The organism is Bacteroidota bacterium, assembly GCA_016718825.1.
Classification (GTDB): domain Bacteria; phylum Bacteroidota; class Bacteroidia; order J057; family JADKCL01; genus JADKCL01.
Genome location: JADKCL010000013.1, coordinates 104,136 through 126,188, shown reverse-complemented (window position 1 = coordinate 126,188; position 22,053 = coordinate 104,136). Strand labels below are relative to the sequence as shown.

Here is a 22,053-nt window from a genome sequence, read left to right as displayed (position 1 = left end):
CATGGCGATTCCCCATCCGAATGACCGCCCCATGCGGCGGCTGTTTCAATTCCTCCAACCCTACCGCAGTCAATTTTTACTGGCTTCTGCCGCGAGCGTGACCAACAAGGTTTTTGACCTGATGCCGCCGTTGTTGGTGGGCTGGGTCATCGACGCGGTACGTGGGGAAGCGCCTGCGTGGATGCGTTGGCTTGCCCGCACCGACGATGCCTGGTCCTTGGCGATTTTCCTTTCAGTGCTTACGGTCGTGATTTTCGGGGTGGAGAGTTTCTTCGAATGGTTACTTGATTTTGGCTTCAAACGCCTCGCGCAACGCGTGCAGCACGACCTGCGCGTACACACCTACGACCATCTGCAACACCGCGAAATGGCCTACTTCGAAAAGCACCGCATGGGCGACACGTTGGCGATTCTCAGCGATGACGTCAATCAATTGGAGCGTTTCCTCAACACCGGCTTCAACGAAATCCTGCAATTGGTCGTGCTGTTCATCTTTTCAGGGATCATTTTGTTTACGACGAGCTGGCAATTGGCATTGATTGGAATGGTGCCGATTCCATTCATTTTATGGGGAAGCCGCCGTTACCAAAAGCTGGTTGGCCCGCGGTATGCAAAGATGCGTGACGAAGCCGGATTGCTGGGTAGCCGGATGGAAAACAACCTGAGCGGCATCGCCGTCATCAAAATCTTTTCCGCAGAAGACTATGAGCGCGAACGGGTTGTAGCCAATTCGGAGGCTTATCGTGAAGCGAATTTTTCGGCGATCAAACTCAGCGCCGTGTATGTTCCGCTGATTCGCATGCTCGTAGCCGTCGGATTTGGCGGCACATTGCTGCTGGGCAGCTATTGGGTCTTGAAAGACAACGGCATGATCACCGTCGGCGAATTGGTTTTGTTTTCGATGATGATTCAGCGGCTGCTATGGCTGATCACGCGCTTGGGCGCGACCTTGACAGCTATGAGCGCGCCAAGGCGAGCGCCAAACGGATTTTTGGCTTGCTGGATGTGGAAGCCACGATCGTGGACCGAGCCGGTGCGAAGTCGATCGGCAGGGCAAAAGGGAATATTCGATTTGAAAATGTGTCCTTTGATTACGGCAACGAGGTTCCGGTCCTGCAAGGGCTTGACTTTGAGGTGGCTGCCGGGGAAACGATCGGGATTGCAGGAACGACGGGTTCGGGAAAATCAACCTTGATCAAGCTTTTTACTGCGTTTTTGGCGATGTAAAGGACGGCATGATCCAGCTGGATGGGGAAGATTTGCGTGATCTGAAACTGAAGGATTTGCGGCGAAACATCGCCTTGGTGAGTCAGGATGTCTACCTGTTTCACGGAACCATCGCCGAAAACATCGCTTACGGTCAACAAGGCGCAAGCGAATCGGAAATCGAGGAAGCTGCCAAGGCAGCGCAGTTGCATGACTTCGTCATGAGCCTGCCCGAAGGCTACCAAAGTCTGGTCGGCGAACGTGGCATCAAACTCTCCGGCGGGCAGCGGCAACGCTTGAGCATTGCGCGCGCGATCCTCAAAAACGCCCCCGTTTTGATCCTGGATGAGGCTACGAGTTCGGTGGATACGGAAACCGAGCGGGCAATTCAGGAGAATCTCGAAAAATATGCCCAAGGAAGAACTGCGATCGTCGTAGCGCATCGCTTGAGTACGATTCGGCAAGCCAACCGCATTTTGGTCATCGACAAGGGCCGTGTCGCCGAGCATGGAACGCATGATGCACTGATTTTGCACGGTGGAATCTATGCAGATCTATGGCATGTTCAGACGGGATTATCTATTGATAAATAAACAGTTAAGTCACGACATACCATTTGGATACGTAACATTCCCACCAAACAGACTTGTAAAGAAAATGCAGGTGGCGAATCTTTGTATCGTTATCACAATCTAATTTTTGATTGAGACTAAATGGTAAGGTTTATGAAAAAGGTACTATTATTTCCACTCTTGCTCGCTTGCTTTCTTTTCCCTGTGTTAGGTAAAGCTCAAATGATGCCTACACACGTCATCTCCTATCTACCTTTCACCCCTTGCGTCGGTGCTCCGGTAATGTTCTATGCAACAGACACGAGCGGCAACTACACGCAATCCTGGATGTGGTGGAGCTTTGGTGACGGCGGCAACGGAAGCAGCACCTCGCAGCAACCCTACATTTCTCATGTTTACAGCAGCCCAGGCACCTATACGGTCAACTTCTATTCCTGGGACTCGATCTCTGGATTTTCTGATTCGCTGTACTTCAACATCACCGTGGATTCGTTTTGCGCCAACCACGACTACTTCAGTGGTACGACCTACAATGACGCCAACGGCAATGGCAACCAGGACATTGGCGAACTTGATTGGCCCAACCGGATCATCAATATCCAGCCAGGAAACTTCTTCATGACTTCCGATGCGAATGGCAACTGGGCAGTGAATCTCCCCACGGGCAACTACACGTTCACGTGTGTTCCACCGACCTATCATCAAATCACTGAACCTTCAGGACAATCTTATACGATCGCTTCCGGTGGTACGGGTGCAATTCACAATGGCAATGACTTCGGAATCAGCCCCATTGCCAACATGAATGACCTCCGCGTAAGCTTCTATGCCATTCCTCCGGTCCCTGGATTTACCCGCACCTACACACTTCACTATGAAAACGTTGGGACGACCGTCCTCAATGCAACTTTGACCTTTGACCACGATGCGAGTTTGATCTATGGGCGCATCTAACAATGGAACGCATGCTGGAAATACCGTTTCTGGAGCCTCGGCAACCTTTTTGCCTGAACTTCTGGATCGGTCACTTGCCAGTTGACGATTCCAGTCAATACGGTCGTTGGAACTGCACTGCCATTCCAAGCAACGATCAGCCCGATTGTCGGGGACGTTGCCCCTGGCGATAACGTCGATGGTGCGGATATGACGGTACTTTCCTCCTACGACCCCAATGACAAGGCTGCCACACCTGCTGGCATCGGAAACTCGGGAGACATTGCACCGGGTACTCGCTTGACCTATAAGATTCGCTTCCAAAATACCGGAAACTTCTATGCGACCGACGTGATGTTGCGCGATACCTTGGATGTCGATTTTGACCAAAGCACCTTGGAAGTGATCGGTGGCAGCCATCCCTTCACTTGGCACAACGACTTTGGCAAATTGGCCTTCGAATTCCGCAACATCATGTTGCCTGATTCCAACACCAATGAGCCTGGTAGCCATGGCCACGTGATCTACCGCATCACCCCAAAAAGCACCCTGCCTTTGGGAACGGAATTGACCAACACGGCGCATATCTACTTTGACTTCAATTCGGCGATCGTGACCAATACCACGCTCAATACCTTGGCGACCTTGGTCGCAGTGCAGCCTGGACGCAACAACATCCATTTGGGTGTGGCTCCGAATCCCTTCAACGGCAGCACGATGATTCGCTTTGACAACCTGAGCGGCGAAAACACACGCTCACGGTCCACGACATCACCGGTAAAATTTTGCTGCAAGACAAAGGCATCACCGGCGAACAGCACGAATTGAACGCAGCTGGATTGCCTGCAGGCATCTACCTCTTCAACTTGGAAAGCGCATCCGGCGTCGTAGGATCCGGCAAGCTGATTGTACAGTAAATTCTGGTCTGAAACGATTGATTGAGCAAGGCTCGCCGGTAACGGCGGGCCTTGTTTTATTGTATACTTAATCAACTCACAATCAGCGCAATAAAAATAAAAATTACTTAATTCCTTGACACGAGATGTCAAAGGCCCAACGTATTTTTAAGTATTGAGAATGAGAGAGAACTCGTTCACGATCCTTGAAATGAAGGAAAATCAAGATTGAAAGTGAAGCCGTTCACAAAAAAGACGACTCAAAAATCACCCCAATTGAGCACCAACTTGTTCGGCGGCGATCAGCCCATCGAACTTCCGCCTCGAACTCAAACTGAAACTCCAGTTCCCTTCCCACCCAGTCCATCCGAGTTTGCCCTGAAAGCCTCGGACTAAAATACATCAGTCAACAGTCAGCAAAAATCCCCGCAAGCGTAGGTAAAGCCCACGCTGCGGGGAATTTTTTCTGTGGTATCGCAAATCAGCCCCGCGAAGCCTTGGAGCTCCCACCGACCAACTGCATAAACCGTTCATCGAATGTTGTTGCCTCCATCGGAGCATGCACTTCGCCAAACATGTTCATCAGCTGCTCCGAATGCACCTCGGATTTGCCCGACGCAACACGGAAGTGAATGAAATTTGCCCACATAAAGGCCTTGATCTGTGTCTTTTCTGCGTCCAACATGCGCATTTCGACCGTGATGTCCCTGTTGCCAAAACGAATCAGCTGCGTTTCGATGACCACCTGCTCCATGAGCTTGGCGGGCTTGAAATAGGCAATCTGATTGCGGCCCACGACCCAACCGGCGCCCGTCGTCATCGCATGACCGTAGATGTCGAGGCCATAGTGCTTGAGCAACTGATCTTCGCGGGCATTGAGGAAGTAGTCGATGTAACGGGCATTGTTCAGGTGGTTGAAGGGATCGCAATCCTGAAACCGAACAATGGCCTCACTTTGGAGGACTTTTGGAAGTTGCATCGTTCCGTATAACATATTTTTCTCCTTTTCTATTATTTAGACCGATCGGTCTATTTTTGTGTAAAAAATTTTATGCGGTCAGGTCTCGGCGCATGTCTTGCCGCAAAGCTTCGAGCAACCGGTGCAGCCGCACCTCGTCACGCGTCGCCTTTGCAAGTGCCAAGGCACCTTCGATCCTGCTGTAAATAATTTCTGCGTAGGCTTCAGCCTCTATTTCTGCTTTGATTTGGCCATATTTTTGGCCTTTTTCGAGGATACGGACGAGTGCATCGAGCATCGTACGCGTCGCGCGGGAAACGAGTTTGGCCATCGCCGGCACGTCGTCCAAGGCGTAGCCGGACTGATTCAGAATCGGACAGCCGCCGTCCACGGGCGGGGCGGAAAGGAAAAGGGCATAGAAATCAAGAATGGCTTCGAGCTTCCCCAATGCCGTTTCACTGCTTTTGATCCGGATCGCCAATTCATCCATCACCTTGTAAAAGGCGTGCTCAAAGGCCTCGGCAGCAATCTCCTCTTTCCCGGAAAAGTGCCCATAGACGCCTCCCTTGGCCAATCCTGTTGCTTTGAGGATGTCACTCATGGAAGTGCCGTGATAACCTTTTCGGTTAAACAGGCTGCTTGCCTTCTCGATGATGATCCGCCGCGTGCGGTCGGCTTTCGCTTCCATGAATGCAAAGCTAAGACCGTTCGGTCTGAAAGTACAATGGGTCGATCAAACTTTTTTTTCCGTTGCTCAACCAGCCTTCATTTGGAACTGATCGCTACCCGCCCAACCATCTAGCCACCGAATGGCAACATTTGGATTGTTCATAGCAATCAATTATACTTGAATTAGCATCGCAGGGCCTACTTTGCGGGTTGCTCCAACTTTGAAAATCAACTATGAGACGCTTTTGGGTGTTCACGCTGGTATTGCTGGGCGCGATGCTGCTGCTTTTTTTCGTGGTCCAGGCCCTGCATTTACCGTTTTTGGAGGAAAGCCCTGATTTCTGGATGGCACAGGAAAAATGGGTGGCCGCCTTGGCAGGAATCGGCTTGCTCGTGGCTGATGTCGTGGCACCGGTACCCTCGAGCATCATCATGTTCGTCAATGGCGTCCTTTTTGGGGTATTTCTAGGTAGCCTGCTTTCCATTCTTGGCGGATTGGGTGCCACCTTGACGGGCCATTGGATCGGTACAAAAGGGGAAAGTGCGGGCAAACGCTGGATGGGCGAAATGGCCTTGGACCGCGCACGGACCTTTTTCCAGAAGCATGGTTTGATCGCATTGATTGTTTCACGCCCGATTCCGATCCTCGCCGAAGCGATCAGCATCATTGCCGGCATTTCAGGAATGCCCCGCAAACAGTTGATTCCGGGCACTATCCTCGGCCTGATCCCTGCAGCCGTCCTCTATGCCGTCGCGGGCGCTTATGCCGTCGATCTGAACAGCGGCCTCTATGCATTTCTCGCCGTAATGCTGCTGGCAACGGCAGTTTGGGGCATCGGCCGGTTGATTTTGCATTCGAAGCGCAGGACCTCCTCCGTTTCCAATTGATTGATTTACCAATTATTCCAACTTCAATAGTTTAAAGCAATGAGTTATTTGCAGTTTCCAAGACTGATCTTCTCGGGAAAATTCCAAGCGGATCCCTCAACGGTCAACAATGATCCGGAGCACTTCAATACAGCGCGTTTCCAACCCAACTACGACGAATTTGGGCAAGGGGCGAGCAACGGCTGGTGGAATCCGAAGGGAACCGGCGCATGGCGCTTCAAGGACTGTGTCGTGACGCAAGTCGAATACCTCGACGGTTCGGTTTGCGACGATCCGAATCTGGATCCCGTCGTCGGAATGCCCATCAACAGCGTGGTGGACCGTGTCGAAGGCAAATTGGTCGATTTGGATCCTGAGCAGCAGATGGTTTCCGCTATTTGGGGCTTTCAGGTCTATCTCGGCGCCAAAAGCTCAGAGATCGGATTTGGCGGCGACTATGCCGTAGCCTCCTTCGGAGACATCTGGGTCCGCTATCCCAAAGGCTCGCCGGATTCGTTTTTCGGAGCGTATTACCAGAGCGTGATCCAACTCAAAAAGGGAATCACCGGCGCGCCCAGTTCGCGCTATTTGCAGGAATTGCAGACAGCCACGGGAACAGGCAACGAATTGAGCATCAAGTTCAATGTCGATGGCTACGTAGATGACAATACGCAGGTGGATTTCACATTCGGACGCGTGACGGGCGCTATTGGGGCGCAACAAGCCGCCGAGCCAAGGCAATTTGTCTCAGGGCGCACGATTTTTGCGACACCAGGCACATCACCCGGGCTAAATACGGCGTATGCGACCGTGCAGAACAATTTTCTTCACTTGGATCTCGGCAATAGCCTTCCCACGACAAGTGCGGGCGGACCTTTGCAATCTTTTGGAAATCTGATGCTTGCGACCGAAGACAGTGCAGGAAACACCGTTTTCCTCGGGACCGTCCCCTACGCTGGAAACGATTGGTATGGCCGAACAGCGGGCATTGTGAGTTTTCCACTGACCCCAGCAAACAAAACGCTTGTCGGCAATCAGCCGCTCAGTTTGGTGCAGCCGGGTAGCGGCGGCAATACGGCATTCGCTTCCGAATCGGCCAACGGGCAATATGTGCGCGCTGACCAGTTTGTATTCCGCTTTAATCCGACGGAAACCAACATGGCCACGCTCTACGCGACCAAATTTGGAAAACCGATGCCCAATGCCACGATTTCATTCCAAATGGACAGCTCCAACATGGTCGGTCAGCAAACGCAAGGTCCGCTTGCGGGACCACCCGCTGGCATTCCGACGTCGGCCGTGACGTTCCCCGGCGCTTTGACCAATCCCAAAGGCGGGTTCCAGGTCAAGACGCTCTCCAACGGCATCGCCACCATTTCAATCCAAGCCACAAATCCCGGAAATCCGCGCGGGTACATCGACGGGCAGGTTTATGGCGTGGCCTATCAATTGGGGCCGGTCGCTCCCGCAGTTGGTGCCATCCAAAACCCAAGCCAAATCCTGAATCTGCTGGTTTTCAGCGGCTATGCGATTCCGGATCAACCCACCTGGATCGAAGATGTCCAGCCCATTTTCCAGCAATATGCCGACCTCTATCCGGTCATGAAACGGATTGTGGACTTGGGAAATTACGGCTCTGTGATGAAACACCGGAGCATTCTCAAGAATGTCTTCAGCACCCCCGAATCCGATCCGAATTACATGCCCGTCACGCGCGACCTGAGCAAGCCCAAACGCGAAATGCTGCTTAGATGGCTGGACAATCCGGCTTATATGAATCTGGATTCGGTACCGCAGTTGATGCAGGCCCTGCAAACGGCCATCGAATTGGAGCATTCGACCATTCCGCCTTATCTCACGGCCATGTACAGCATTATTCCCGGGCAGAATACAGAGGTTGCGAGCCTCATTCGCGGGGTCGTGATCGAGGAAATGCTGCACATGTCATTGGCCTGCAACATCTTGATCTCGATTGGCGGAAGTCCGTCGATCGGGCAACCGGGATTCATTCCGACCTATCCGGGCGGATTGCCCGGCGGATTGCGCAATGGCCTCACGGTGAACCTCAAACGGTGTTCGATCGAGCAGATTCGGGATTGTTTCATGCAAATCGAGATGCCGGAGGAGTTGTTGCTGCAACGGATGCGCCGTATGGACCCCAACCTCGATGCCAAAATGCGGGCCAATGCCTTGAGCAACAGCCCCAACATGGAATATGCCGAATACACGATTGGCTGGTTCTACGACCAAATCAAGGCTGCGCTGACCAATTTGAGCGATTCCGGCCAAATTACATTCGGGAATGCCGACAAGCAGGTGAGCGAATGGAGCGGCCTCGGCAAGCTCTATGTCATCAACAGCCTGCAGGATGCGTTGAATGCCATTGACGAAATCAAGGACCAAGGCGAAGGAACAGATGCCAAGGATCCGATGGATGGCGATGGCGAATTGGCTCACTATTATAAGTATTCGGAGATCGTGGAAGGTCGGCAACTGATCCAAACGCCGACCGGCGGCTGGGCTTATTCAGGTCCGCAGATCCCCTTCGATCCGGCAGGCGTGTACCCGATGATCGACAATCCGAGTTTGGTGGCTTATCCCGAAGGTTCGCGCGCGGCATTGCTTTCGCAGATGTTTGCGGAGAGTTATCAGGCCTTGCTGTTGTCGCTCCATGAGACCTTCAATGGGAATCCAACGAATCTGCGGGCCTCCATCGGCGCCATGTACAGCATGGGATTGCAGGCCGTCGAGCTGATGCAAACGCCAACGGGCTTGAACGACGGTTTGAATGCCGGGCCCAAGTTCAAGGTCAATTATGAGCAGATGTAAATTCGAATGAGAAACGCTTGCCGTGGTTTTGCTGCGGCAAGCGTGTTATCTTGGGGTATGATTCGAAGCATTTCTTGGAAACATAATCAAATGGGGAAAGCTAAAAAGATGACCGAGAGGCCATTTGCAGGCTTGACTATCATTTGGAAAGCATTCAACACCATCCTTTGGCCGATAATGGCAGCGATTACCAGCATGTTTTTTGCATGCAAGCAGACTCCCAAAATCGAAACGTTGGAAAGTACGCAACGTTTCAAAAGCCTTTCAGAACTCAAAATCCCACTATGCGTTTCATGTCGGTCGACAAAAGAGGTACAAGCTTTTGAGGACAGCCTCGGAAGCAGGCGCATCGATTTGGTGCTTGGACACATCGCCAAGGCCTTTAATCAAACAGCATTTGAGGCTGCCGACACTTTAAAGAATTATACCAGCGAGTATGGTGGATACGCCAACTTCAGCAATCAATATAAATATGAGATCTATGTCCGCAAAGAAACAAATGATTCCATTCCTCACTTAGCAATTGTATATGAGTTCTCGAAGTACCCACCCTATGAATTTCCGGAAGGGCAGCTTGGGCTGAACCTAACAATAGCTAAACTGTTCTTTGAAGATCCGATTTTGGATCCCCATTTGTTGGACACCAACCATCCCAAATTTTCCCCCGATAGTAATTTTGTTTGGGCGCTTTTTGATACCGTTTATACGCTTTTGCAAGCCTACTATCCGGCCAATTCGTTGGAGCCTCGCAGACCGTGGCCCATTTGGAATGACTACTTCATCATTAAAGGCGACATCTTTAACAAAGATCGCTTTCGATTTGCAGAAATGGAGGATGACAATGGCGATTTCTACGAAGGCGCCCCTTTTGAAGAGCATTATGTTTGTGAATATATGAGCACCAAGTTTGATGACAAAGCGAATCCTTTATTTCCAGATGCACCAAGGATCGACTATTGCCTAGGATGGGCAAGCAGTTATGGGCATTATTCGCACGTCGATACAGTGAATCAAAAACTGCACCATCGCCTGAAGATCGAGCCAAAAGACTTGGCGATTTACATTACCTTTAACATTTTCAACTAATAATCAATACTTCATAGCCAAGAAGGTGTTTGAACATGAGCGCCTACAAACCAAGTGATTCAAGCGCGGGGCGAAGTAACATCATGCGCACTCATCCCCCGCAGAAGACAGCGAATATACCTCGAGCCGCCATCGGCGCCATGTATAGCATGGGATTGCAGGCCGTCGAGCTGATGCAAACGCCAACGGGCTTGAACGACGGTTTGAATGCCGGGCCCAAGTTCAAGGTCAATTATGAGCAGATGTAAATTCGAATGATGAAACGCTTGCCGTGGTTTTGCTGCGGCAAGCGTGTTATCTTGCTGTATGATTCGAAGCATTTCCTTCCTGCTGCTGATCCTGTTGTCCATGTCTGCGGCCGCACAGACGGACTCGCTTGCGGTGCCTGCAAAAAAAGTGCGCAAAATCGGGGTGCTGCCTGTTCCGACGATTGGATTCGCCCCCGAAACGCGGCTGTATTTTGGGGCCGTGGCCTTGTTTACGCTCCGATTCTGGCAGGATGATTCGCTCACAAGGTTGTCGAGTGCCAAGGCGGAGGTCAGCTATACGCTCAACAAACAGCTGATCACGGAGGTCGGATGGAACCTGTTTACCCGCAAAAACAAGCTGGCATTCGACGGATTGGTGGGTTTTCGCAAGTTTCCGGAGAATTATTGGGGAATCGGGGCGGCGATGCCCAAGACAGCTGTCGAGCGCGTGGACATGACGCGGCTTGAGGTGGAGGCTCGGGGGCTACGAAGTATTCGCAACAACATGTACCTGGGCATGCGCCTGAAAATGCAAAATGTCTTCAAAGTCGTGCCTGATTCGGGAGGATCGATCGAAACCCTACAACCTCCGGGCTATGATGGCGGCTTTTCGATGGGTATCGGACCCGCATTTTCCTTGGATACACGCGACAATCCGCTGAATCCCAAAAAGGGTATCTACCTCTCTCTGAGTTCGTTGGGGTTTGGCAGGTTTGTCGGTAGCGAATTTGGTTTCACGCGCACGGAGGTGGATCTGCGCAAGTATCTGCGCCCCTTCCCGCGCCATGTACTTGCCGTTCAATGCTATACCCTACTCCAAACCGGAACACCGCCCTTGCGGCTCCTCGGATTGGTCGGCAGCGACCGCGAAATGCGCGGCTACTACCAAGGCCGTTACCGCGACCAAAACCTGCTCGCCTTCCAAGCCGAATACCGCATGCCCCTTTTCTGGCGATTTGGATTAACCGCTTTTGTAGGTGCCGGCGAGGTCTGGAATTGGAACAACCCGTACCAAATGGAAGTCTTCAAATTCACCACCGGCGGCGGCCTCCGCTTCCTCATGGACAAAAAAGACAATGTGAACCTGCGGCTAGACTTTGCCGTGGGCAATGGCACGACCGGGTTTTATGTGGCTTTTGGGGAGGCGTTTTAAAGGGGGGAATTCTATTCAGATTTTTCTGGAATGTCTTCCAATTGGTCAAACTTCAGGTTGCTCCAGCCTTCGCCTTTTCCTGCCTCCTTGTACCTGCCAATCCAAAGGTAGGATGCTCCCCGCAACCAACGTGCACGTTGCCAACTGCGTTCCACAATCACACCCGAACGTGGAACTTCCTCTTCCTGAATGTAATACGGTGCAGGAACTTCTTGCAACAAACGACCCATCGGCCCCTTTGAATTGGGCATTTTGGCACGTTGCAATTGGATTTCCGTGTCGCTGCCATTCATATGCACGGGAATGAACGGAATCCAATTCTCGGGCACAGTCGTTCCGAGCAAATAGCGGATCTTAGCCTCTCCAACAGGGGCAAATGGCGCGGGTTCGTCCTTCTTACGGGCAATTTCGTTGCCACTGACGCCGATGCCCGCTTGCGAAGGCACGCGGGTTTCCACTCCCCAGACCAAATTGGCCATTTCGTCACGCAAGAAATTGACCTGTTCAAGTGGTTCGCCTTCCAGGGCTTTCGTGATCGCAGGCGCAAGGTAAAAGAGATTGTGATTGGCCGCTCCTCCCGTGCGATCGGTCTGCCGGAACATGGACCAGCGATGCCAATTGGATTCGGATCCACGGCCAGCAGGGCGAATCAGAATATGCTGCCCAAATACGTCCGTGAGCACCATTCCTTGAATTTCGCAGGCCGTATTGGTCTTCAACGGATAAGGCAACATGAACCAATCGTTGGAATACACCAACCCGAATTCGGCTAGAAGCAGGTGCAACAACCCCGTAGCCGAAGTGTCGATTTTCCCGAAATCAACTTGGCTGTCCCCCATCATCCAATACCGCGAATAGGGCATTCCCTTGAAGGAAATCGGTGCCGGAATGAAGGAAGTCAGGCTTTGGCTGACCTGTGCTGACTCCGTCCCTTTGATATTTGCAATCTGCGTCAAGTCGAATGAATACCAATCCAAATGGCCTTCTTGGTATTGTTCGGCGTTCAGGGTCAACAGGTCGCGTCCATTTTCTTGAGCCGAAACCTTAAATTGGTATTCCAACTGACTAGGCAACCATGCGGAATCGGCAGCGGAATCGGGCTGACTGAAACTGCGGTTAATCCAAGCAATGAATGCATCCGCAATCGTTTGAAATTTAGTCAAGTCGCCTAAACTGACAGCTTGGCTCGCCAACCAAACCCCCAAATCGTTCCCAGGACCCGAAATCGTGCGAATTGCATTCTCAACGGATCTGCCGTCAAACAATTTCCCTTCCACTGCACGTTTAAGCTGAAGGCCCTCGGTGTCATTGGGATCGATGGCATAGGAAAATGGAAACTTGGCAATTAACAATCCCAAATGGCCCTCGAGACCATTGGCACGCATCAATTTCAGAAAATGGCGGCCCAATTGCACGGCATGAAAAAGACTTGCAGGCACGGATTCGCGCTCCACCTTGGTTTCTAGCGGAATAGATGGATCGTACGAAAATTGCTTGTTTCCGGGGAAATGCACGCGGTTGATAGCCACATGATCGGCCAAAATCTGCGCTGTCACTGGAGAAGCGGCATCTTCACCTTGAAATTCACCAAATTGCCATTGGCGGGTGAGCATCCACAGGGGATCCCGAATCTCGGCTTGCAGACTTCGTTCAAAATCAGCAGAGCGCGGAGAAGGCTCTAGGCGGTTGTAACCCGTGATCGAAGGCTTGCGAAAAGCCTTGATGGCGAACTTTTTAGCGTTGGAAGGAATCGGCATAACGAATCAAATAAAACGTGTTCAACCGTTGTTGAGTGAAATGATTTGCATCGGAATCAGATTTGCAAAGTAGCTGAGGTTGGTCCGCATATCCAGTGAAATGTCCAAGTCAAACTCGGTAAATTCAGACAAAATCGCTGGAAGCAGAATCCCCGTTTCAGGGCCCTTTGCATGCGCATCGAGCAACGCCGGTTCGACAGCACGCAGCTTTGCACGGTGAAGGGTATCGTTTAGGATACCTACGAGGGCATCCCAAGACCAGTTTCCAGTCATCACAGGCGGCACGGCAAGTAGGAGCGTCTGCGGTGGGGTCGCATTTGGCTGATTGTAGTGGAAGGAAATTCCCGTCAATTCTTCCTCCACCGGAATCATTTCCGTCCAATCGTCGATCAAAAGGCCCGACTGACGGGCTCCGGGCTGGAATGCCGCCGCTCCGTGAATGGTCGCTGCAATCGTATCGTGCATGATCGTGAATGGCTTTGTCGGGTCGGTTTCGTCCATCGCGGGAAATTCGACAGCGAGCCAATTGTCGAGGGCGCGGTAAGGCAATTGAACTGGATTGAGCTCCAATGTGCCCCCCATTTCCGTTTCATGGAGCAAACGAATGTACTCCCAACGACGCAATTTAGGCCGGACTTGCGCCACGGTTTGCATCCATTCATCTGCGGGAAAGTCCATTTTCAGGGTATTCCGAGCAAATTTCAACAACTGCGGCCGGTCATTGTGGGAACTGAGAATATCGGCTTCGTTGGCGAAGAAAAACTGCGGAATCACCACGAATGCATCGCCATGAATGGCTCTAATCGCATCGACCAGACCGCTGACGGCTGCATCGACGGTCGTGGCTGCATTCGCGGCGCTTTTCAATTGCGTCGCACGTTGGATGGCACGCGCCAAATGCGCTGCCACTGCCATTCCGAGATTGAGCAGGGAAAGCTTCTGCGGATCAAGTCCGGCGCCGGAGACTTGAGGCCACGCCTCCTTGAGGCCCAAATTGGCAGCGGCAATCAACAATTGTTGCAAGGCAACGGCGTTGGCCAAGTCAAAGGTCCACGTGATGCGCCCGAAATCCAATTTGGCCTCATTCAGCCCCTCAAAAATATCTCCCAAATTAAAGTACGTGGTCGACAGGCCGTTTTTGTCCACGATTTCGGCTTGGATCGCCAATGCGTTGATTTCTGAAAGCAATGTGGTAGCTAGAACGATGGCACCTTGGGCCTTGGTCGCCAATTGATCTTTGGCATAGCCTTTCCTGTTGTTGGGATCTCCGAGGCTCACCTTGGAAGGTGGACTGTAATCTTCCGCATTAACGGCCCGCGCATCCGTGATCATGCCTTTGAGCATACGCAGCATCGGCAACAAACTGCCCAAAGTGCGGCTTGCGGCAGGCTCCAGAAATTGCAGTTGAATCTTTTGGTCGTCTCCAAGTCCATTCAAATTGCGGAACAAAAAGGCGTAGCGGCTTTCCAATTCGGAGGCTGCAGTACGGCTCTCCCCGCTGGATTGATCGGCGCCGGTATTCAATTCCTCATTCAGAATATACAGCAAATCAAGTGGTTGCACACGCAACTGATCCAAACTGAGAAGCGATTCCAAGCCGACATTGCCTTTGGCATCCATCGCCGTGGCTTTGATCCAAATCTGTTTGGGGTCGCCGAGTAGGGTTCCGAGCCATTTGTTGAGGCCGGGTTCCATGTTGGCACGTGGACTCATGGGCACCGGCAACCAAGGATTGCTGCTATCGAGGGCCGGATCCAAGTTTTCAAAGTGGATGGTGACGCGGTTCGTGAAGGCGAATTGCGTTCCGCGCGGCGTATTGATGATGTCAATTTCCGGTGGAATCTTGGAATCCTTCAAAGCATTGACAAGGGCAGAAGTGCGCTCGAAGTTGCCCTGTACGAGCTGATAGACCGTTTCGCTGAGCATCAAATCCTTGACGGCGTCGAGGGTATCTGCAAGCAGATCATGCTCGGCAACGATCGCTGCCTTTGCGGCGGCGCTTGCCGACAGCACATTCCCTTTGGCACCAAATGGAAATCCGCCCGTTTTATCCGCCAACAAAACTCCATTGACGACCTCATTGGCAGGGATTTGATCGACCGCCACGTTGGAGCCTTGTTGCATCAGCAAGTGGCTTGAAATCGGGTAGGCATCCCTGAAATCGTAGATATAGGCATTGAGTTCCTTCGGTCCATCATCAGCGGATGCGCGGTCGTGCAGGCCTCGTTCAAACTGATAGCCGAGTAGAGCCTCCAAACGTTGCCCATTGCGGATGCCTTGCAAAATGAAGAGGGCGCGTCGCACCCGGTCAGAACTGAGATTGACCGCCATCGTTTCCGGTTCGGCAGGCGTGGCGTGACTCATATAGCCTGCCCTCAACACAGCCGCTGCAGACGCCTGTGCCAAGGAAGGTGCATGCACAAATCCACCGTTGTCGCTGTATTCCACGAGAGAAGCACCGTGTTTGGGCTGCAACTTCTGGTGAACGGCATCCGCAACGACTTTTTGTTTTGCCGATGGCTTCAGATTCTCAACCCAGCCAAAAGCACCAAGGTACAACCCCTTTTGGCGACCATTCGCACCCGGCACCGTACCGCGCATTTGCTTGAGTCGATGGTCAAACAATCCTGTTTCCCAGGCATCGAGTCGGTAGGTACAAGTATCCAAATGGTCCGTGAAAAGCCGTTCCAGACTTGCTGTGTCAACACCGGCAAGCTTCCCCATTGCAGTACGCATTTCGCTGAGGAATTGAGACTCCTCCGGATCCAAAAAATTGGTCAACAGCAATTCGGCAGCTGGTTTGGCTTGTTGGACGTGGTTGGGCTGCGCAATGCCAACGTTGCCGCGCAACACTTCCCAGCGGCTGAGGTCGCCATCGGCACGCACATTGTGGAAATTGCGCGGCAAAAGGGTGTCTTCCAAGGAAATATCACCTTTGGCAAACCAACGAACGGTGGTGTCATGGAGTTGCAGCAACAACGAACGCCGCATCATCAGGTAAAGCAACGACGTCGGATGGGATTGCCGCGTCACCCTTGTTCCATGCGTTTCGAGGTCGTCCACCGAATCGACTTCGGCTAGCCATTGGATGTAATTGCGTTGGTCATTGCCGGTGGTATGCATCCGGTGCAAACCTCTCTTTTCTGAAAGCGGGAATGCCTCTACAAGATTGGCCGCATCGAGGGTGCTATGATAATGTTGAAATACAAGCCGTAGAAGCTGCGGAATCGTCCATCCACCCGGAACGTTGCCAACATCAAGGCCCTGATCCTGAAAGAAATTGAGGAGATTGGCCTTTGAGGTGAAGCTCTTCTTCATGTCCTCGTAGTACTTTCCGCCAAATTGAAAGTTGCTGAGATTCTGAAGGTAATCTGTACTGTAGGCAATACGTTGATAAAATTCGACGGAGCCAGGATGCAGGCCCATGACATTCATCAAAACTTCATCAACGGCGGCATTGGGCTTACCAACATAACTGACTTTAGGTAGCAAACCTTCCCAAACGCCATGGTAATAGCGGATGATTTGGAACAAATTTTCCTGAAATGCGGTTGAAGGGGTTGGTTTTGTGGTCTGGGGAAGCTCCATTGGCTGAAATCGCTCGTCAGCAAAACACCATACGGCTGTTTCCCCAACCCGAATGGCAGGTAAAGGGCCTCTCCCAGTCACGTGTTCGACAAAAAAGTCGCGCAATTGGTCCAAAGTCGCAGTCCGCACTACTTTGTTGAGCATGCCCTTGAAATAGTAGCCCAACGTGCCCGCATACAAAGCGGCATTCATGTCCACGGCTTCCCTGACATCACGTTTCTCTGCATTTGCAACGTATTGCAGCGGTGCATAGTCGATTCCCAAGGCATCAGCAAGCAGCTTTCCATCACAATCGGGATTGCGCAGCAAATCGGGATCAAACAAGGGTTGCCCGGTTTCGACAAAGTAGCTGATGCTGGCAAAAGGGTCGGCAGATGAAAAGCCAGCCATGGCCTCATCGGTATTGTTGGTCGGCGTACCTTGACCTACGAGGCTGAATCCTTTGGCTGCATAATGGTGATTGTCAATCAATTCCTCGACCTGCTTTTGGCTTTGCGTTTCATCCGCCGAAAGCAAAAGGCCCATCACAAGCACCTTGTCAAAGCCTTGCGTTGCTTGCAGATTCGTGATCGGAATCCGAAAACCCATTCCTTGCGCGACAGCCTTTTCAAAATTGGATGTCCAGTTAAAGCTGTCACCGTAAAGCAATTTGTTGTCTTCCGTCACAAATCCGCCATCAGCTTCCAACGGGTCAGGTCCGAGGAACAATTCGTCGGGAATCGGCCTGCCGACGACTTCCTTGACCATTTTGGTGCCTTCATATAGCATCACGACAAGCTTATCGGGCAACATATGTGTGCGCGGTGCGCGACTCCAGGAATTGGGCTTGTCCAAATCCATTTCCGGGAATTTCAAATCATCGGCATTCGGTTTCCCAGTAAAATCCTCCGTCCAATTGAGCGGTTTGGTTTCATTGGCAATCCAAGCACATCGCGCTGCGCCAAACCGATCAACCATGACCTTCCAAGCCGCTTTTTTCGAATCTTCTGCACCAGCTCCTCCTGCCTTAATCGCCCCAAACAACGCTTTCCAGTAGATGCGGCCCTGAATCACTTCGGCACTCGTGAGCGTTTTTTCATGCGTATGAACCGCGATATCGTCTGGATAAGCACGTACCCAGAGTTCTTTGCCTTTACCACCCTCCATGAACCGCGTTTCAATGCGCAAGGGAAGCATCAAAAAGGGAATATTGTCAGACAGATCCTCTACCAGTGGACGTGGATGCAAATCCGCAAAGGTAGTCGTGCGGTATTTGGTATTGGTCGAGATAAAGGTCCTGAATGGCGATATGCAGTTGCTCGGCGGTATTGCCGCGCATGCCTTTGAGGCGATCGTAGCGGGACTGCAAAACCTTGATTTCCTGCTCAGAAACGTTGGGACCTTGACTTGCGACTTGCTGACTTCCGTGCAAAGCCTGCTCCAATTGGGCGACTTCATTGCGTGTGGCCTGTGCCTGCGCCTCCAATCCTTGCTTGGAGGCAATTGCCTGTGCATGCGCGGCCTGCAACTGATCGATTTTTTGATTGATCGTGGCGAGGGAGCCTTGCAATTCTACAAGCAGCAACTGCGCCTCACCCAATTGATTGTTGAGCCCGTCGAGCGTTTCCTTGTTGGGAATGGTGCGGGCCTTTTCTGTGGCGATCAAGGTCTGCAAACTCACGATGAGATCCAGCAGGGTCTGAAGTCGCTTTTGCAGGAATGTCCGCAGATTCTGCTCTTCCGTCAGCTTTGTTGTTACGGCATTGAGGGCCGCAATCTGCTGCCCCAATTCCAACAAAACTTGCTCCAAATGCGCAATCTTGGCCTTGATTTCAACCAAGGCGGCTTGGTCTGCTGCGGCGCCGGATTCGCCAATGATGGTTTTGCGTCGCTGTGACTGCGCTGCCAAAAGTCGCAAGCCTGCATCGTAGGCAGCTTGATCAGCCAGACTTCGCGCATTGCGCAGCTCTTGTATCGAATTGATTTTCTGTACTCTGTCAACCATAATCTTGGTGATGCTGAGTGATTTTGATTCTAGTTTCCTATGGCGAATCTGGTTTCGCCATTGCTGAAAAAGCTAAAAATTAGTTATTGCCAGGAGGGGTGATAGGAATACCGCCACCTATAACAATGGGAGACAACAGGCCGCCGAAGGGCATGCGGGTGTCATTCAGATTCTCCAACATCTCCTTGGCGTGCACCGCAACCATGACAGGCTTTTGAAGCAGAATGGAGGCCATGTTGGCGCTGTCCGATGCCCACTTGGCCTTTTCAGGAGCTGGCAATCCGATCGAAGGCACTGCCGTTTTCGTAATAAACCGTGTGGTTTCGGGCAATTGCGTCCATGCCAAATCGTCCCAACTCAAGCCATCACTGCCTTGGTCAAACGTGATGTCCATGCCAAATCTTGGCTCTCCCGGCACTTCCTGAATGACAAAAAACCATCCGAATGTATCGCTGAAACCAGGACTTGGTGCAGTGCCTTTGCACTGCTCAATCGTCAAATCAAACCCAAACAGCTTGATGTCAGGATTGATTTCTGCCCTGTAGAGTGGAAATTTCACCATCGTCTCAAATTCATCAGCAGTCAAATCCAAGTCAATTTCTCGGTGGCCCTCACCCGTGCCTGCAAGTGCTTTTTGAGCGAAAATGACCGTGCGCGGATATCTGCGAAGCAGGTCCCCACGAATTACCAAAACCGTCTGTTCGGCGTCGCCTTCGGCATCGCGGTTGTTGTGGCGACCGAGCTTGGTGTCAAAGTACTTGGTCATTTTCTCATTCCAGTCCCAAAGGTGAATGGGCCGAATGTCTTTGCTTTCCTCGGCGATTTGAGCCGCGGTTTTGCCAGGCTCAGGGGTTTTGATCAAGCCGCTGACATCCCAAAATTGTCGAAAATAACTTCCGCGTTGATCCGTCGGATATTCACGCCAAAGCAATTCGCGGCCCATTTCGTGGTTGAGGCCGACCATATAGGATTCGATGAATTTCTGATTGGTCTTGAGCAGCGAAATGCAATTGTTGGGAATCAATTTGAGATTCGGCAGCAAAAATTCCTCTGAAATGTCCAACAACTTCTTGTACATCGGCTCCTCAAAATCAGGATACTGCATCGCCGGATACAACTTGTCAGGCTTAAAAATGTCCAAATATGCGGGAAAAAAGAGGAAGGACTTCAAATACAGCGGAAATGACACCTGCGGATTGATCGCATTGGTCATCTTCTGATAAGCATTGAGCACGTTGAAAGGAACGCGCTTGATTTCGGGCTGTTTTGGCGCCACACGTTTCAAGAAATCCCCTAGGGCAAGACGGTAATTTGCGCCTTCAACGCTGTCTTTGCCAGCAGTTGTTGCTGTTGCGGGAGGTGTACTTGCCTCATCGCTCAACACCAAAGTGAATTTCGGCTGCTGCGGAATGGAGGCAAAACTTTCCAATGCCTTTTCGGGATCGGCGAGGGTCTCCGATGCCGTCGTGGCCGACTTTCGATCCTTGTTCCGTTTAGCGACCAATAAAAAGCCGAATAGGACAAAAATCGCGATTCCTGCAAAAACGGGGTATAACTTGAATATCAGGGCTAGAATGATCAGCAAAACCAATAATCCCAAGAGGAACCAAAGCGCATTTTTCATGAACCACGCCAACCATTTTGGAATGGCCTTGGGTGCAATTTGCGTAGCGAATTGGTCGATGGTCGGGATGCCAGCGGGCGCAACTTTAGGACTTCCGGCACTAATCCGGCCCGAGTTGACGGCATCAACAAGTTTTGGATAATCTATTGCCTTGCTACCACCGAGGCGTTGCGCCAACCGACCTTTGGGGCGCATCATACTCCGGAATGCGGATGAATACATTGCAGCCGGCAAGGAACTTTCCTCCAACTGATAATGCAAGGTAGTCGGACTCCCCATCACCTTGGGCATCAGTGGTTTGCTGATCCCAAGCAAGACATTTTGAGCCAACGGCTGGAAACTCTTCAGCGCATGTTTTTGCGCAATATTCATGTGGAACTGCGCGAGTTTGAGCTGTTTGTTGGCTTCGATGACGGCATCGACGTCTTCCCAAGCCTTGCGCATATAATTTTCTTGATTTTTCTGCACGACGAGGGTGCCAAAGCCAGCCGGAACCCGCGTGCGGGGATCACGGTTGAGATCCTGAATCCACCAATCAGAGGTCACGTCGAGCTTGACGACATTCTCTTTTTTGCGTTTGGCATGATTGGCGCCATAGAGTGGCACGGAGATAATTGGATCCCCCGAAGTATCCTCCCCAATGACCTCAAATTGCAAGTTGATGATCTTTTGGAGTTCGGTTTGGAAACCATTGTCACCCCCCGGCTTCGGAAACACGGTGCTGACCGTCGAAGGCGATTTGAGCGCTCCTTCAAGACCGATGATCTGCGGATCGGTTCCCGGTATCTCAGCGAGCGCATTGTCGCGTTGCACAAAACCGGGGCGCGAGCAGTCCATGTCGCGAATACCCACACGTGGATCCAAGGCAATGGGCTCCAGTGCTTTGACCAAGGCTTCGAAATCCATGTTTTGCCCCGTCCGGAAAAACCATTCGAAGTAAACGGGCATTTCTCCACGTGCACCATTTAAATCCCAAGAGGGCAATTGTGCAACGGTGTTTTCGGTCGGCTGTTCCAACCCTGCCAAACGTCCTGTCTCGAATGCAGGCACCAAAAAAGCACAGTAGGCGGTATTGGCCTCCAACTTTCTCGGGCTCATCAACCTGCAATACACCTGATCGGGATCATCGTTCACAACCTTGTTCAAGGAAAGCAGGAACTTTTCATAGTCGTTGAGTTCGCTGTCAGGAATGTCAGCGTTGCTATGAACGTGGGCCCACATCCATGTTTCGGAAGCGGGCGGAAAGGCATCTTTGTTGATGTTTTGGATGACGGGCAACGGAATCTTCCGGTCTGTTCGTTCAAATTCGTCTTCCTTCAACACCAAGAGCTGCAACCATGGGCGCAATTTGTCACCTGAGGGCGAGGCCGGCGTATAGCGCCAGACAAAATCTTCGTCATAAAACTCGATGAATGCCAAGTAGTTGGCCTCAAAATCCGTAATCCAATTGAGCGGCTCGTGCCGAATGATCATGTCGCGCTTCACGCCGACGACGTCGCCGGGACCGATCAACGCGAAATTTTTGTTGAGAGCGATTTCATTGAGAATCAAGGGCACCGGCACCTCGGCCCGTTCTTTGTTCAATGTAATGCCCGCGCCCAAATCATCGACCTCCGAAATGCCCGCAGAAATGCCTTTGCGGGACCATGGATGGAATTGATACCTTGCGATTTCGATGCTCAT

At 51.7% G+C, this 22,053-nt stretch carries 14 protein-coding genes and 1 pseudogene; 9 read left to right on the top strand and 6 right to left on the bottom strand.

Annotated features, from left to right (window positions below; translation table 11 throughout):
• Position 1: 1 nt before the first annotated feature.
• The 4 genes and pseudogenes from IPN95_16425 (at position 2) to IPN95_16410 (ending at position 3,628) form a co-directional block, all read left to right on the top strand.
• Positions 2–1,799 (top strand): annotated as a pseudogene (locus IPN95_16425) (ABC transporter ATP-binding protein).
• Between the two features lie 204 nt (positions 1,800–2,003).
• A complete protein-coding gene (locus IPN95_16420) occupies positions 2,004–2,732 on the top strand; it encodes a PKD domain-containing protein (protein MBK9450956.1) in 729 nt (242 codons plus the stop codon).
• An 81-nt stretch (positions 2,733–2,813) separates the two neighbouring features.
• Positions 2,814–3,539, top strand: a complete 726-nt coding sequence (locus tag IPN95_16415) for a hypothetical protein (protein MBK9450955.1) — start codon at positions 2,814–2,816, stop codon at positions 3,537–3,539.
• Positions 3,497–3,628, top strand: coding sequence for a hypothetical protein (locus IPN95_16410; protein ID MBK9450954.1), 132 nt, complete (start codon positions 3,497–3,499; stop codon positions 3,626–3,628). The genes IPN95_16415 and IPN95_16410 overlap by 43 nt, the downstream gene beginning before the upstream one ends.
• Before the next feature lie 460 nt (positions 3,629–4,088).
• Here the strand turns inward: IPN95_16410 and IPN95_16405 are convergent, their stop codons facing one another.
• Both IPN95_16405 and IPN95_16400 read right to left on the bottom strand, forming a co-directional pair.
• Complete coding sequence (locus IPN95_16405; GenBank protein MBK9450953.1) at positions 4,089–4,586, bottom strand: acyl-CoA thioesterase; 498 nt, start codon at positions 4,584–4,586, stop codon at positions 4,089–4,091.
• A gap of 70 nt (positions 4,587–4,656) precedes the next feature.
• On the bottom strand, positions 4,657–5,253 hold the full coding sequence (locus tag IPN95_16400; GenBank protein MBK9450952.1) for a TetR/AcrR family transcriptional regulator: 597 nt from the start codon (positions 5,251–5,253) through the stop codon (positions 4,657–4,659).
• A 215-nt stretch (positions 5,254–5,468) separates the two neighbouring features.
• Between IPN95_16400 and IPN95_16395 the strand changes: the two genes are divergently transcribed.
• From IPN95_16395 to IPN95_16375, 5 genes are all read left to right on the top strand, one after another.
• The gene (locus tag IPN95_16395) at positions 5,469–6,122 is read left to right on the top strand and encodes a TVP38/TMEM64 family protein (GenBank protein ID MBK9450951.1); all 654 of its coding nucleotides are present in this window, start codon (positions 5,469–5,471) and stop codon (positions 6,120–6,122) included.
• Positions 6,123–6,161: 39 nt separating this feature from the next.
• Complete coding sequence (locus tag IPN95_16390; GenBank protein MBK9450950.1) at positions 6,162–8,930, top strand: ferritin-like protein; 2,769 nt, start codon at positions 6,162–6,164, stop codon at positions 8,928–8,930.
• A 6-nt stretch (positions 8,931–8,936) separates the two neighbouring features.
• Positions 8,937–10,016, top strand: coding sequence for a hypothetical protein (locus IPN95_16385; GenBank protein ID MBK9450949.1), 1,080 nt, complete (start codon positions 8,937–8,939; stop codon positions 10,014–10,016).
• A gap of 83 nt (positions 10,017–10,099) precedes the next feature.
• Positions 10,100–10,264, top strand: coding sequence for a hypothetical protein (locus IPN95_16380; protein MBK9450948.1), 165 nt, complete (start codon positions 10,100–10,102; stop codon positions 10,262–10,264).
• Between the two features lie 58 nt (positions 10,265–10,322).
• Positions 10,323–11,417 carry a BamA/TamA family outer membrane protein gene (locus IPN95_16375; GenBank protein ID MBK9450947.1) on the top strand — a complete coding sequence of 365 codons (1,095 nt, stop codon included), beginning with the start codon at positions 10,323–10,325 and terminating at the stop codon, positions 11,415–11,417.
• Between the two features lie 11 nt (positions 11,418–11,428).
• On the opposite strand, the gene IPN95_16370 is transcribed toward IPN95_16375, so the two are convergent.
• From IPN95_16370 to IPN95_16355, 4 genes are all read right to left on the bottom strand, one after another.
• The gene (locus tag IPN95_16370; GenBank protein ID MBK9450946.1) at positions 11,429–13,174 is read right to left on the bottom strand and encodes a hypothetical protein; all 1,746 of its coding nucleotides are present in this window, start codon (positions 13,172–13,174) and stop codon (positions 11,429–11,431) included.
• Positions 13,175–13,195: 21 nt separating this feature from the next.
• Positions 13,196–17,989: a hypothetical protein gene (locus IPN95_16365; protein ID MBK9450945.1), complete on the bottom strand. Its 4,794-nt coding sequence runs from the start codon at positions 17,987–17,989 to the stop codon at positions 13,196–13,198.
• Positions 17,955–18,746, bottom strand: coding sequence for a hypothetical protein (locus IPN95_16360; GenBank protein ID MBK9450944.1), 792 nt, complete (start codon positions 18,744–18,746; stop codon positions 17,955–17,957). Before IPN95_16360 ends, IPN95_16365 begins: the two co-directional genes overlap by 35 nt.
• 79 nt (positions 18,747–18,825) lie before the next feature.
• A complete protein-coding gene (locus IPN95_16355) occupies positions 18,826–22,053 on the bottom strand; it encodes a hypothetical protein (GenBank protein ID MBK9450943.1) in 3,228 nt (1,075 codons plus the stop codon).

What these genes read in the sequence shown, in the direction of transcription:
- IPN95_16355 (MBK9450943.1), bottom strand. Translation starts at nt 22,053, where the DNA reads ATGAGCATCGAAATCGCAAGGTATCAATTCCATCCATGGTCCCGCAAA.
- IPN95_16390 (MBK9450950.1), top strand. Translation starts at nt 6,162, where the DNA reads ATGAGTTATTTGCAGTTTCCAAGACTGATCTTCTCGGGAAAATTCCAA.
- IPN95_16405 (MBK9450953.1), bottom strand. Translation starts at nt 4,586, where the DNA reads ATGCAACTTCCAAAAGTCCTCCAAAGTGAGGCCATTGTTCGGTTTCAG.
- IPN95_16400 (MBK9450952.1), bottom strand. Translation starts at nt 5,253, where the DNA reads ATGGAAGCGAAAGCCGACCGCACGCGGCGGATCATCATCGAGAAGGCA.
- IPN95_16370 (MBK9450946.1), bottom strand. Translation starts at nt 13,174, where the DNA reads ATGCCGATTCCTTCCAACGCTAAAAAGTTCGCCATCAAGGCTTTTCGC.
- IPN95_16380 (MBK9450948.1), top strand. Translation starts at nt 10,100, where the DNA reads ATGCGCACTCATCCCCCGCAGAAGACAGCGAATATACCTCGAGCCGCC.
- IPN95_16385 (MBK9450949.1), top strand. Translation starts at nt 8,937, where the DNA reads ATGAGAAACGCTTGCCGTGGTTTTGCTGCGGCAAGCGTGTTATCTTGG.
- IPN95_16420 (MBK9450956.1), top strand. Translation starts at nt 2,004, where the DNA reads ATGCCTACACACGTCATCTCCTATCTACCTTTCACCCCTTGCGTCGGT.
- IPN95_16360 (MBK9450944.1), bottom strand. Translation starts at nt 18,746, where the DNA reads ATGGTTGACAGAGTACAGAAAATCAATTCGATACAAGAGCTGCGCAAT.
- IPN95_16375 (MBK9450947.1), top strand. Translation starts at nt 10,323, where the DNA reads ATGATTCGAAGCATTTCCTTCCTGCTGCTGATCCTGTTGTCCATGTCT.
- IPN95_16395 (MBK9450951.1), top strand. Translation starts at nt 5,469, where the DNA reads ATGAGACGCTTTTGGGTGTTCACGCTGGTATTGCTGGGCGCGATGCTG.